Below are 11,918 nucleotides of genomic sequence, written 5' to 3'. Positions count from 1 at the left end.
ACCCCACCCCGTCCGGCCACCGAACGCGATCCGTCCGGCATCCGAGATCACATTCCGGGTCCCGGACCGGGAATCGTTACGATGACCGCATGGTTTCGAACGACGTGAGCATCGATACGACGCCGGGCGCCCTGCTCGTCGGCCGGCTGCACGTCGACCTGTGCCGCCTCGCCAGCGCCATCTGTCGGCCCTGACGGGCGCCGCCCCGCCCGCCGCAGCGCGGCGGTGAGCAGCGGCGCCGTACCCGCGGCCCCACACCCCGCCGCGCGCCCCGCCCGGCGCGCCCCGTGCCACCATCCCCACCGGGACTCCCGCAGAGCCCCGCCTCATACCGCTCCACCCCGCTCCACCCCGCACCGCGCAGCACCACCCCGCACCGCCGCACCATCCACGAACGCACCCCAGAACCACTCCCCGACAGGAGCCCTCCGCATGGCCATCGAGGTCCGCATCCCGACCATCCTCCGCACCTACACCGACGGCGCGAAGGCCGTCGAGGGCAACGGCGACACCATCGCCGCCCTCTTCGCCGACCTCGAGTCCCGGCACACGGGCATCCAGGACCGGCTCATCGACAAGGACAAGGGCAACGCGCTGCGCCGCTTCGTGAACGTGTACCTCAACGACGAGGACGTCCGCTTCCTCGACGGCGTCTCCACCAAGCTCGCCGACGGCGACAGCGTCACGATCCTGCCGGCCGTCGCCGGCGGCATGGCCTGAGGGCCCCGGCTCACCGATGCGTTACGACTCCCCGCTCGCGGCCGTCGGCAACACGCCGCTGGTCCGCCTCCCGCGTCTGTCGCCGTCCGCCGAGGTCCGCATCTGGGCCAAGCTGGAGGACCGCAACCCGACCGGCTCCGTCAAGGACCGGCCGGCGCTCCACATGGTCGAACAGGCCGAGAAGGACGGCCGGTTGACGCCCGGCTGCACCATCCTGGAGCCCACCTCCGGCAACACCGGCATCTCCCTCGCCATGGCGGCCCGGCTCAAGGGCTACCGCATCGTGTGCGTCATGCCGGAGAACACCTCCCAGGAGCGGCGCGACCTGCTGACCATGTGGGGCGCGGAGATCATCTCCTCGCCCGCGGCGGGAGGTTCCAACACGGCCGTACGCGTCGCCAAGGAACTGGCGGCCGAACATCCCGACTGGGTGATGCTCTACCAGTACGGCAACCCGGAAAACGCGGGCGCCCACTACGCCACCACCGGCCCCGAGATCCTCGCCGACCTGCCGTCCCTCACCCACTTCGTGGCGGGCCTCGGCACCACCGGCACCCTCATGGGCGTCGGCCGCTACCTCCGCGAGCAGCTGCCCGACGTCAAGATCGTCGCCGCCGAGCCGCGTTACGACGACCTCGTCTACGGCCTGCGCAACCTCGACGAGGGCTTCGTCCCCGAGCTCTACGACGCCTCCGTCCTCACCACCCGCTTCTCCGTCGGCTCCGCCGACGCGGTGACCCGCACCCGGGAACTCCTCCGCGAGGAGGGCATCTTCGCCGGGGTCTCCACCGGCGCCGCCCTCCACGCCGCGATCGGCGTCGGCCGCAAGGCCGTCAAGGCGGGCGAGCCCGCCGACATCGTCTTCGTCGTGGCCGACGGGGGCTGGAAGTACCTCTCGACCGGCGTCTACACGGCGGCGACGGACGAGGAGGCCATCGCGACGGTGCAGGGGCAGCTATGGGCGTAGCCAGGCTGGGAGCCCCGCGCCTCAAACGCCGGACGGGCTGAAATCAGCCCGTCATGGGAGTCCCCCTGCTCCTTAAGAGCTTGGGGGAGTTTGAGGACGAGGCGCGGAGCGCCGATCAGCGGGGGTCCGGGGGCGCAGCCCCCGGTTTCGGGAAGGGGCGGGACTGGGGAATGCCCCGCCAGGGCTACCCAGCCAGATACCGCACCTGATCCCACAGCACCGGATCCACCACCCCCGCCCGCCGCCGGAAGTCCCACACCGGCACCTCCCGCAACTCATCCGTCTCCAGGAAACTGGCCCGCCCGTGCGCGTCCCCGACGGCCCCGGGCGGCAACGGAATCACCCCGGCCCGCTCGTCCCGGTACTTACTGGTGATCTTCGCGACCCGCACGCTGTCCCCGTGGACCGCCAGCACAAGACACGGCCGGTCCTTCTCCCCGCCCCCCTCCTCATAGGGCACCCGCGCCCACCAGATCTCCCCGGCCTGCGGCCGCCCACCCCGCTTCCCGCCCCGCTCCCGGCCCGTCGGCCGCCCGGGCGGCCGACGCCGCCGAGCCGGCCGCCCGGAGCGGGCCCACCCGTCCACGAGGGCGACGAGAAGGGCCAGTACCACCACGGCGGCCAGCGCCGGCCACCACGACGTGTCCATGCCCCGACGGTACCGGCGCCCCCCGCTCCGCGCCGCCGCACCCCAGTCCCTGGGCCGGGGATTCGTTCGCCCATTCCACTGACGGTCAATTCCCATCCCGCCAGAGATCAGACATGCGGTCAGAGGGAACGCACCTGCTCGGCTGACGGGGGACGTAGACGACGTCGTCTCGCTGGCAGTAGTAGAGGGTTTCCCAGACGGCACGGGCCCGCTGGTTGCGCTCTTTGGCTCGCTGGCTGCTCTTGTCATGAATCACGGCGAGCATGACCGAGAGGGTCAGGCACCCGAGAGCGGAGAGGAGCACGACAGCTGCCGTCGAGGCTTTGAAATCGGGTTCACCGACGCCCCACGCGAAGAGCACCACCAGCCCCGTGGAGAGCGCGAAGAACAGGAACGCTCCGAAGGCGTCGGCGCCGTCCCCGCGCTCCTCCGCCAGCCTCAGCTTCCGGCTCAGCTCCGTCGCTGTGACCTGGTCAGAGCTGCCGAACGGCAGGGAGAACGTGAAGTCCCCGTCAGCGGAGATCCCTGGGCTCCAACCTGTTGTGGAACCTGTGGTCGTGCTCGTGCCGGCGGCCACTATGGCCGACACCTTGGCGACCCGGTCATTCAGTTGACACTCAGGGCATGTGTGACCGCTCATCTCCAAGCCCCTCCCGCCTTGCAGGCCCTCAATAGAGCAGAGGCCGGATGCCCTGTCATCGGCGTTCGCCTCTACGCGCCCCCCGAGTGCTCCCGGGCGGGGCATCGGCGAGTCCCCGTTCCGGGGGGGGCTGATCTTCCGGCCGTGCCGTCCGCCGCCGTGGACGAGACGCAGCTCCCTGGGGCTGCCGAGACCCGGTGCTGACTCAGGGCGCGAAGAGTGCCGCTCGCCCCGTGGAACTACGGGGGAAGAGTGACGTGACCGGTGACTTCGCCCACAACGGCCCACGACGGAGGAGCGAGGCGCCCTTTCGCGCTTTACGCTCGACGGACCGCACGCCCCCGTTTCCCCCGATCGCCAGCGTGGAGGTTCCAGCTCTATGAAGCTCACCGTCGTCGGCTGCTCGGGGTCGTTTCCGTCCGCGGACTCGGCCTGCTCGAGCTACCTCGTCGAGGCCGACGGCTTCCGGTTGCTGCTCGACATGGGCAACGGCGCCCTGGGCGAGCTGCAGCGCCACATCGGTCTGTACGACCTCGACGCGATCTTCCTCAGCCATCTGCACGCCGACCACTGCATCGACATGTGCGCGTACTTCGTGGCCCGCTACTACCGGCATGACGGCGGCCGCTGCGCCCCCATCCCGGTCTACGGCCCCGAGGGCACCGAGCAGCGCCTGACCACGGCGTACGCCGACACGCCCTCCGCGTCGTCGATGAGCGAGGTCTTCGATTTTCATACGGTCAAGCCGGGGGCCTTCGACATCGGCCCCTTCTCCGTGCGTACGGAGAAGGTGTGCCACCCCGTCGAGGCGTACGCCATCCGCGTCGAGCACGGCGGCCGGTCGCTGACGTACTCCGGGGACACCGGCACCTGCGCGGCCCTCGACGAACTCGCCGCCGGCACCGATCTCTTCCTCTGCGAGGCCGCCTTCACGCACGGCAAGGAGAACATCCCCGACCTGCACCTCAACGGCCGCGAGGCCGGGGAGTCCGCCCGCCGCGCGGGCGCGCGGCGCCTGGTGCTCACGCACATCCCGCCGTGGACGGACCCGGCGGTGAATCTCGCCGACGCCCGGGAGGTCTTCACCACCGGTCCGACGGAGCTCGCCGCCGCGGGGGCGACGTACGAGATCTGAGGGATGGCAGGGACGACAGGGACGGAAGGGATGGCAGGCGTCAGTCGCCTCCTCATGACGTGGGCCCCGGAACCGAACGGTTCCGGGGCCCACGTCATTGCGTCAGGAGAGGCTCACGCCTTCGTGAGGTCCTCGACCTCCTCCTCGGGCTCGCGGCCCGGGGTCGGGAGGTTGAACTTGACGATCGCGAAGCGGAAGACGACGTAGTAGACCGCTGCGAAGACGAGGCCGATGGGGATGATCAGCCAGGGCTTCTCGGCGAACTTCCAGTTCAGGAAGTAGTCGATGGCGCCCGCGGAGAAGGTGAAGCCGTGGTGCACGCCCAGGGCCCAGGTGACGGTCATGGCGACGGCGGTGAGGATCGCGTGGATCACGTAGAGGACCGGCGCGATGAACATGAAGGCGAACTCGATCGGCTCGGTGATGCCGGTGACGAACGAGGTCAGCGCGAGGGACATCATCATGCCGCCGACGACTTTGCGGCGCTCGGGGCGGGCGGTGTGGGTGATGGCCAGGGCCACGGCGGGCAGCGCGAACATCATGATCGGGAAGAAGCCGGACATGAACTGGCCCGCGGTCGGGTCGCCGTGCATGAAGCGCTGGATGTCGCCGTGCCAGACGCCACCGGCGGAGTCCGTGAAGGAGCCGATCTCCTGCCAGGCGACGGTGTTCACGAACTGGTGCATGCCGACCGGCAGGAGCGCGCGGTTGACCACGCCGAAGATGCCGGCGCCGACCGAGCCGAGGTCGGTCATCCACTCGCCGAAGTTGGTGATGGCGTCGCCGACCGGGCCCCAGGCGAGGCCGAAGACGACACCCAGGGCGGTGCCGATGAAGGCCATCAGGATCGGCACCAGGCGGCGGCCGTTGAAGAAGCCGAGCCAGTCCACCAGCTTGGTGCGGTGGAACCGCTGCCAGACGACGGCGGATATGAGGCCCATGATGATGCCGCCGAAGACCTTGGGGTCGTTGTACGTCGCGGCGACGTCCGCACCCTTGGTGATCTTCGCTTCGGTGACCGGGAACGCGGTCAGCACGTTCTTGTAGACCAGGAAGCCGACGAGCGCGGCCAGCGCCGTGGAGCCGTCCGCCTTCTTCGCGAAGCCGATCGCGACACCGATGCAGAACAGCAGCGGCATGTTCGCGAAGACGGCGTCACCGGCGGTGGCGAAGACCGTGGCGACCTTGCCCCAGCCGAGGCCGTCGGCGCCGAACACGTCCGGCTGGCCGAGGCGCAGCAGGATGCCGGCCGCGGGCAGGACGGCGATGGGCAGCTGCAGGCTGCGACCCACCTTCTGCAGGCCCTGCAACAGACTTGAGCCCCGCTTCTTCGCGGGCGCCGCCTTGGCGGTGGCCGTACTCATGACTTCCTCCATGTGCGGGTGCTGTCAGGGGACAGTTCAGGGGTGCGACAGCATCCAGGTGGTCTACACCACTCAGTGGTGTAGACCTGTTGTAACACGGTTAAGGCGACATAAGGAACCCGCGATTCCTGTGGGGTCGGCCATAACACCGCAGCCACGGCGAAAGGCCCCCGGACCGAAGGGTCCGGGGGCCTGCCAAAGGGTATCGCGGGAGGTTCCGCTTCCGTGCCTACGCCTTGGTCTGCTCCTCGTCCAACACCTTTGCCTCCTCTTCCGGTTCGCGTCCCGGAGTGGCCAGGTCGAACTTCTTGATCACGAAGAGGAACAAGAAGTAATAGACCACCGCGAAGGCGAGCCCGATGGGGATGATCAGCCAGGGTTTCGTGGCCAGGCTCCAGTTGATGACGTAGTCGATGAGCCCCGCCGAGAAGCTGAAGCCGTCCTTCACCCCGAGCCCCCAGGTGACCGCCATCGAGACGCCGGTGAGCAGCGCGTGGATCGCGTACAGCGCGGGCGCGATGAACAGGAACGAGTACTCGATCGGCTCGGTGATGCCGGTGACGAAGGACGTCAGGCCGACCGAGAGCATCATGCCGCCGACCACCTTGCGGCGCTCCGGGCGGGCCGCGTGCGTGATCGCGAGGGCCGCGGCGGGCAGCGCGAACATCATGATCGGGAAGAAGCCCGAGGTGAACTGGCCCGCGGTCGGGTCGCCCGCCAGGAAGCGGTTGATGTCGCCGTGGACGATCGTGCCGTCCGCCTTGGTGTAGTCGCCGAACTGGAACCAGACGAAGGTGTTCAGGAACTGGTGCAGGCCCACGGTCAGCAGCGCGCGGTTGGCCACGCCGAAGATGCCCGAGCCCAGCCAGCCGAGGTCGACCAGCCACTTGGAGAAGCTGGTCAGGCCGTCACCGATGGGCGGCCAGACCCAGACGCACAGGCCCGCGAAGACCAGGCCGACGAACGCCATGATGATCGGCACCAGGCGGCGGCCGTTGAAGAAGCCGAGCCAGTCCACCAGCTTCACGCGGTGGTAGCGCTGCCAGAACCAGGCCGAGAGCAGGCCCATCACGATGCCGCCGAAGACCCCTGGATTCTGGTACGCGGCCTGCGCCGGGGTGCCGTCCTCGGCCACGCAGACCCCGCTCCACATCCCGGCGCCCGCGAAGTCGGCGCCCGCCGGGCAGTCGTCGGGGAAGGCGCGCAGGACCGCGTAGTAGACGAGGAAGCCCGCGACCGCGGCGAGCGCGGTGGAGCCGTCCGACTTCTTCGCCATGCCGATCGCGACGCCGATGCAGAAGAGGAGCGGCAGGCCGAGCGAGGAGTCGAGCAGGGCGCCGCCCGCCGCCGCGAAGACCTTGGCCACGTTGGTCCAGCCGAGGCCGTCGTCGCCGAAGACGTCCGGCTGGCCGAGCCGGTTCAGGATGCCGGCGGCGGGCAGGACGGCGATGGGCAGTTGGAGGCTGCGGCCCATCTTCTGCAGGCCCTGGAAAAGGCCGTTCCACCACTTCTTCTGGGGTATCGCGGCGGCAGTGGAACTCATCGGCGTTCCTCCCGGAACCAGCCAGGTTTGGCGGTCGTTGAAAACTGGTGTAGACCAGTTGTGGACGGTGGTCGGCACCGCCCCCGCAAGGGGTGACACCTTGATCGTCATGATTGGGTACGAGTGCCGTGACCGCCCGCGAAGATGGGCCAACCGTGCGTTACCGTGACAAAGCGGACCTACGGTGTCGTGGCCGCGTCCTTTTCAGAGCAGGGAGAACACCATGGCCAGCAAGGCTGAGAAGATCGTTGCCGGGCTCGGCGGCATCGACAACATCGAAGAGGTCGAGGGCTGCATCACGCGTCTCCGCACGGAGGTCAACGACCCGAGCCTGGTCGACGAAGCCGCGCTCAAGGCCGCGGGGGCGCACGGGGTCGTGAAGATGGGGACGGCGATTCAGGTGGTCATCGGGACGGACGCCGACCCCATCGCCGCGGACATCGAGGACATGATGTAGCGCTTGCGCTGTGCATGACTCGTGAGGGCTCTGTTCCGGTTCCCGGAGCGGAGCCCTCACGTGTGCGTGGGCGCCGCCGATCACCGCTCGCCCTCGGACGGGGAGCAGCACGTCCGGCGTTTGCGGACGAGGCCGCAGGCCGATCGGGGGTGCCCCCCGTCCGGCCCGAGGCGGGTGTCCGTCCCGATAGGCTCAAGCGCATGTCACGTATCGACGGCCGTACCCCCGAAACGCTTCGCCCCGTCACCATCGAGCGCGGGTGGAGCAAGCACGCCGAGGGCTCCGTCCTCGTCTCCTTCGGCGACACCAAGGTCTTCTGCACGGCCTCCGTCACGGAGGGCGTCCCCCGCTGGCGCAAGGGCAGCGGCGAGGGCTGGGTCACCGCCGAGTACTCGATGCTCCCGCGGTCCACGAACACCCGCGGCGACCGCGAGTCGGTGCGCGGCAAGATCGGTGGCCGTACGCACGAGATCTCCCGGCTGATCGGCCGCAGCCTGCGCGCCGTCATCGACTACAAGGCCCTGGGCGAGAACACCATCGTCCTCGACTGCGACGTCCTGCAGGCCGACGGCGGCACCCGCACCGCCGCCATCACCGGCGCCTACGTCGCGCTGGCCGACGCCGTCGCCTGGGCGCAGGGCAAGAAGCTGATCAAGGCCGGGCGCAAGCCGCTCACCGGCACCGTCAGCGCCGTCTCCGTCGGCATCGTCGGCGGTGTACCGCTGCTCGACCTCTGCTACGAGGAGGACGTGAAGGCCGACACCGACATGAACGTGGTGTGCACCGGCGACGGCCGCTTCGTCGAGGTGCAGGGCACCGCCGAGGCCGAGCCGTTCGCCCGCGAGGAGCTGAACGCGCTGCTCGACCTGGCCGTCGGCGGCTGCGCCAGCCTCGCCGCGTACCAGCGCGAAGCGCTCGAAGCGGTCGTGGCGGACCAGTAGGGCGTGGCGCCGGCGCGGCCCAAGTGGCGCGCGGTGCGGGCGGGTTGAGTGGGAGTGCGGGCGATTCGCGGTTCGGTCCTGCCAGCAGGGGAAGCAACCCTCGGGGCCCGGACGGGCGTTCTTACGGATGCGGGCGTACGGGCCAAGCCGTGCGTCCGTCCGCAACGGGGAGGGAATTCCGCATGGCCGCGCGCCACCGCCGTACCGTTACCGCCATCATCACCGCTCTGATCGCAGTTCCGGCGGTCTCCGGCCTCGTGGCCTGCGACCCCGTCGACAAGGCCGTCGACTGCGTCAAGACGGCCGACGCGATCCACGACAACGTCCAGGACATGCAGGACGCCGCGCAGGACGCCGCGCTGAACCCGAGCAAGGCGGACGACGCCCTGGACGACGTCGAGGACAACCTCGACGACATCCGCGACAAGTCCGACGACGCCGACGTGGACAAGGCCCTCGACCACCTGGAGAAGGCCGTCGACAACATCCGCGACGCCTCCAAGGAGGGCGGCGACAAGTCGCCCGACCTCAGCCCGGCCGTCGACGCGGCCAAGGAGCTGACGAAGGTCTGCACCGACTGACCGCAACCGCGCGGCGCGCCCCGTTCCGGGCGGCACGGCGTGGCACGCCGGACGGGACGGGGCACCGCGCGAACGGCCGGTCACGGGGCCGCGATACTGGTCCCATGACCCGCCTCATCCTCGCCACCCGCAACGCAGGCAAGCTCACCGAGCTGACGGCGATCCTCGCCGCCGCCCGGCTCGACCACGAGCTGCTCGGCGCGGCCGCCTACCCGGAGATCCCCGACGTCAAGGAGACCGGCGTCACCTTCGCCGAGAACGCGCTCCTGAAGGCGCACGCCCTGGCCGAGGCCACCGGACTGCCCGCCGTCGCCGACGACTCGGGCCTGTGCGTCGACGTGCTGAACGGCGCCCCCGGCATCTTCTCCGCGCGCTGGGCGGGCCGCCACGGCGACGACCGCGCCAACCTGGACCTGCTGCTCGCCCAGCTCGGCGACATCGACGACCCGCACCGCGGCGCCCACTTCGCGTGCGCGGCGGCCCTCGCGCTGCCGGACGGCACCGAGCGGGTGGTCGAGGGACGGCTGCTCGGCACCCTCCGGCACGCCCCGGCGGGCACCGGCGGCTTCGGCTACGACCCGGTCCTGCAGCCCGCGGGCGAGACCCGCACCTGCGCCGAGCTGACGGCCGACGAGAAGAACGCGATCAGCCACCGAGGCAAGGCGTTCAGGGCGCTGGTGCCGGTGGTGCGTGAGTTGTTGGGCTGAACCCGTGCCCGTACGGCGAAGGCCCGGCTGGCGGGGTGCGCGAGCCGGGCCTCTTCACGGTGGGCCCGGTGGGACTCGAACCCACGACACACCGGACCTAAACCGGCGCCCTCTTTACCAGCTGGGGTACGGGCCCGCAGCTCCGTCTACTTTACTGGGCCGCGTGAGCCGCTGGTGTGTCGACGTCCACCTCCGCACCACGTGCTGGTGATCGCGTGACAGTTGGGGCGCAGCAATCGCAGGTTCTCGCGCCGGTTGTCGCTCCAGTCACCGTTGATGTGGTCGATCTCCAGCGTCATGGGCTTCCCGTTCCATTCGGGCGGGGTCCCGCACCTGTCTCCCATTTCCTCGGCCAAGCACACCAACGGGGTAGCGGCGGAGGTTCTCGTAAGGGCGCGTCCCCAGGAATGTGATGACGTCATCGATGGATGAGCAGCTCTCAGCCGCTTTCGCCAGCAGCTCCCGGGTGTAGCGGACCGGCCGCTCCGTCATGACCGCCGCCTCTTGGCGCGTCCTCGGTACGTGTCCGTGGTGCTGTGGCAGTTGGGGCACAGCAGCCGCAGGTTCTCGATCCGGTTGTTGCGCCAGTCGCCACCGATGTGGTCCACCTCAAGGGTTAACGGCTCGCCCAGCCAAGTCGGTCCGATTCCGCACAGCGCGCACTGCTCGGCAGCGCCCAGCTCTGTCATGGCCCGTTTGAGCCGTGTGCTGGGCACGCGTCTGGGGGCGTCGATGACCAGGATCTCTGAGGGGGACCGCCTCCTGCGGTTGTCCCGCATTGCCTCCGTCCGTGCTTGCTCGACGAAGTGCGATGTATCGATTCCGTACGCCTTGATGCGGCGTGTGCCGTTCTCCCGCACGAAGTGCGAAGTGTCCACCCCCAGCTTCTTCATCCGCTCCCTGATGTAAGCGCGTCGCGAACTCTTCGGATCAACCCCCAACTTCCCCAACGCCTCCGACAGCGTCCGCGAAGACGCCGCCGCCTCGGCCAGCCGTTCCTGTGTGTATGGGCTCGGCCCCATCGGTTCCCCTCCGTTTCCGGCCGCGCGTTCGCGGTCTCGCACGGAGTGACGAACCGAATATCGTACGGTTACACACAGAATGCGGAGCGGTTTGCTCCGGGCGGGCCGAGGCGGTGGGGGCGCAGGGCTCGGGGCCAGGGAACGTCAGACCCCCAGGTCCCGGATGATCTTGGCCACGTGGCCGGTCGCCTTCACGTTGTAGAAGGCGTGCTCGACCTTGCCCGCCTCGTCCACGACGACGGTCGAGCGGATCACGCCGGTCACCGTCTTGCCGTACAGCTTCTTCTCGCCGAAGGCGCCGTACGCCTCCAGGGTCTCCTTGGCCGGGTCGCCGACCAGGGTGACCTTCAGGTTCTCCTTCTCGCGGAACTTGGCGAGCTTCTCCGGCTTGTCGGGGGAGACGCCGATGACGTCGTAGCCCGCGGCCGCGAGCACGTCCAGGTTGTCGGTGAAGTCGCAGGCCTGCTTGGTGCAGCCGGGGGTCAGGGCGGCCGGGTAGAAGTACACGATGACCTTGCGGCCCTTGTGGTCGGCGAGGGAGACGTCCTTGCCGTCGGCGTCGGGCAGGGTGAAGGCGGGGGCGGTGTCGCCGGGCTGAAGTCGCTCGCTCATTTACGGTCTCCTCGCAACAGCGCGCGCGGGGGCGCGCACGCACAGGGGTGTGGTGACGGAGTCGAGGGTAATGGGGGTGCCATGGGGTGCGACGGGGGCGAAGCTGACAGACTGTGGACGACCAGTACCCAGTACACGGAACACACCCACGGAGGCAGCGCGGTGTCGGATGCGGATGCCAGGACCCCTGCGCAGATCGAGGCGGACATCAAGCTCCGGCGCGACCAGCTCGCCGAGACACTCGACGAGATCGGGGTGCGGGTCCACCCGAAGACGATCGTCGGGGACGCCAAGGCCAAGATCGCCTCAAGTGTCGACCAGTCGCTCGGGCGGGCCTACGTCGGGGCGAATCGCTTCGTCTCCGAGGTGAAGGGCCGGTTCGTCGCGGAGGACGGCGCGCCCCGCCTCGAGCGGATCGTGCCGGTGGCCCTGGTCGTGGTGGGCGTCGTGGGGCTCCTCGCGGCGGGCTCCAAGCGCCGCAAGGGCTGACCCGGAGGCGTACAGGACGCGCGGAGGCAGGTAGGTTCGGGGCGTGAGCGCCAAGACATCTGAACCAAGGACCCACGACGACAAGCTGCCG

The 11,918-nt window shown here is 69.6% G+C and carries 15 protein-coding genes, 1 tRNA gene and 1 pseudogene; 9 read left to right on the top strand and 8 right to left on the bottom strand.

All coding sequences use genetic code 11. The features are described 5' to 3' along the window. The first annotated feature begins 89 nt into the window (after positions 1 to 89). The 3 genes from IE274_RS40290 to IE274_RS03195 all read left to right on the top strand — a co-directional run bounded on the left by IE274_RS40290 (position 90) and on the right by IE274_RS03195 (position 1,687). Positions 90 to 194 carry a putative leader peptide gene (locus tag IE274_RS40290; protein ID WP_016638880.1) on the top strand — a complete coding sequence of 35 codons (105 nt, stop codon included), beginning with the start codon at positions 90 to 92 and terminating at the stop codon, positions 192 to 194. Between the two features lie 238 nt (positions 195 to 432). Then, positions 433 to 720 (top strand): MoaD/ThiS family protein, encoded by a 288-nt coding sequence (locus IE274_RS03200; RefSeq protein ID WP_190113950.1) that lies wholly within the window; start codon positions 433 to 435, stop codon positions 718 to 720. 16 nt (positions 721 to 736) lie between these two features. Further along, the gene (locus IE274_RS03195; protein ID WP_190113949.1) at positions 737 to 1,687 is read left to right on the top strand and encodes a PLP-dependent cysteine synthase family protein; all 951 of its coding nucleotides are present in this window, start codon (positions 737 to 739) and stop codon (positions 1,685 to 1,687) included. Positions 1,688 to 1,871: 184 nt separating this feature from the next. Here IE274_RS03195 and IE274_RS03190 read toward each other — a convergent pair whose 3' ends face one another. Both IE274_RS03190 and IE274_RS03185 read right to left on the bottom strand, forming a co-directional pair. Continuing rightward, on the bottom strand, positions 1,872 to 2,336 hold the full coding sequence (locus IE274_RS03190) for a type II toxin-antitoxin system PemK/MazF family toxin (protein WP_190113948.1): 465 nt from the start codon (positions 2,334 to 2,336) through the stop codon (positions 1,872 to 1,874). Positions 2,337 to 2,421: 85 nt separating this feature from the next. Beyond that, entirely contained in the window at positions 2,422 to 2,976 is a 555-nt protein-coding gene (locus IE274_RS03185; RefSeq protein WP_190113947.1) for a hypothetical protein, read from the bottom strand. 379 nt (positions 2,977 to 3,355) lie between these two features. On the opposite strand from IE274_RS03185, the gene IE274_RS03180 reads away from it, so the two are divergent. Beyond that, on the top strand, positions 3,356 to 4,111 hold the full coding sequence (locus IE274_RS03180; protein WP_190113946.1) for an MBL fold metallo-hydrolase: 756 nt from the start codon (positions 3,356 to 3,358) through the stop codon (positions 4,109 to 4,111). A gap of 113 nt (positions 4,112 to 4,224) precedes the next feature. On the opposite strand, the gene IE274_RS03175 is transcribed toward IE274_RS03180, so the two are convergent. Together IE274_RS03175 and IE274_RS03170 are read right to left on the bottom strand one after the other, a co-directional pair. Further along, positions 4,225 to 5,475: a PTS transporter subunit EIIC gene (locus tag IE274_RS03175; RefSeq protein ID WP_190113945.1), complete on the bottom strand. Its 1,251-nt coding sequence runs from the start codon at positions 5,473 to 5,475 to the stop codon at positions 4,225 to 4,227. Between the two features lie 229 nt (positions 5,476 to 5,704). Beyond that, positions 5,705 to 7,018: a PTS transporter subunit EIIC gene (locus tag IE274_RS03170; protein WP_190113944.1), complete on the bottom strand. Its 1,314-nt coding sequence runs from the start codon at positions 7,016 to 7,018 to the stop codon at positions 5,705 to 5,707. A 223-nt stretch (positions 7,019 to 7,241) separates the two neighbouring features. Here IE274_RS03170 and IE274_RS03165 point away from each other — a divergent pair, with 223 nt between their 5' ends. From IE274_RS03165 to rdgB, 4 genes are all read left to right on the top strand, one after another. Then, positions 7,242 to 7,475, top strand: coding sequence for a PTS sugar transporter subunit IIB (locus IE274_RS03165; RefSeq protein ID WP_189730386.1), 234 nt, complete (start codon positions 7,242 to 7,244; stop codon positions 7,473 to 7,475). 200 nt (positions 7,476 to 7,675) lie between these two features. After that, a complete protein-coding gene (gene rph, locus IE274_RS03160) occupies positions 7,676 to 8,416 on the top strand; it encodes a ribonuclease PH (protein WP_190113943.1) in 741 nt (246 codons plus the stop codon). Between the two features lie 182 nt (positions 8,417 to 8,598). After that, the gene (locus tag IE274_RS03155; RefSeq protein ID WP_190113942.1) at positions 8,599 to 8,997 is read left to right on the top strand and encodes a hypothetical protein; all 399 of its coding nucleotides are present in this window, start codon (positions 8,599 to 8,601) and stop codon (positions 8,995 to 8,997) included. A 104-nt stretch (positions 8,998 to 9,101) separates the two neighbouring features. Beyond that, positions 9,102 to 9,704: an RdgB/HAM1 family non-canonical purine NTP pyrophosphatase gene (gene rdgB, locus IE274_RS03150; RefSeq protein ID WP_190113941.1), complete on the top strand. Its 603-nt coding sequence runs from the start codon at positions 9,102 to 9,104 to the stop codon at positions 9,702 to 9,704. Positions 9,705 to 9,764: 60 nt separating this feature from the next. Here rdgB and IE274_RS03145 read toward each other — a convergent pair. The 4 genes and pseudogenes from IE274_RS03145 to bcp form a co-directional block, all read right to left on the bottom strand. Then, positions 9,765 to 9,840, bottom strand: a tRNA-Leu gene (locus IE274_RS03145). Positions 9,841 to 9,850: 10 nt separating this feature from the next. Continuing rightward, positions 9,851 to 10,039: pseudogene (locus tag IE274_RS39240) on the bottom strand (HNH endonuclease); the annotation flags it as partial. 153 nt (positions 10,040 to 10,192) lie between these two features. Beyond that, positions 10,193 to 10,726 (bottom strand): HNH endonuclease signature motif containing protein, encoded by a 534-nt coding sequence (locus tag IE274_RS03135; RefSeq protein ID WP_190114128.1) that lies wholly within the window; start codon positions 10,724 to 10,726, stop codon positions 10,193 to 10,195. A 144-nt stretch (positions 10,727 to 10,870) separates the two neighbouring features. After that, a complete protein-coding gene (bcp, locus tag IE274_RS03130; protein ID WP_190113940.1) occupies positions 10,871 to 11,338 on the bottom strand; it encodes a thioredoxin-dependent thiol peroxidase in 468 nt (155 codons plus the stop codon). A gap of 162 nt (positions 11,339 to 11,500) precedes the next feature. Between bcp and IE274_RS03125 the strand changes: the two genes are divergently transcribed. Then, positions 11,501 to 11,827 carry a DUF3618 domain-containing protein gene (locus tag IE274_RS03125; protein ID WP_229909112.1) on the top strand — a complete coding sequence of 109 codons (327 nt, stop codon included), beginning with the start codon at positions 11,501 to 11,503 and terminating at the stop codon, positions 11,825 to 11,827. Positions 11,828 to 11,918 lie beyond the last annotated feature (91 nt).

Origin of the sequence: Streptomyces flavofungini (genome assembly GCF_014650815.1) — a bacterium.
Taxonomy (GTDB): Bacteria; Actinomycetota; Actinomycetes; order Streptomycetales; family Streptomycetaceae; genus Streptomyces; species Streptomyces flavofungini.
This window is presented reverse-complemented; position numbering and strand designations above follow the sequence as displayed.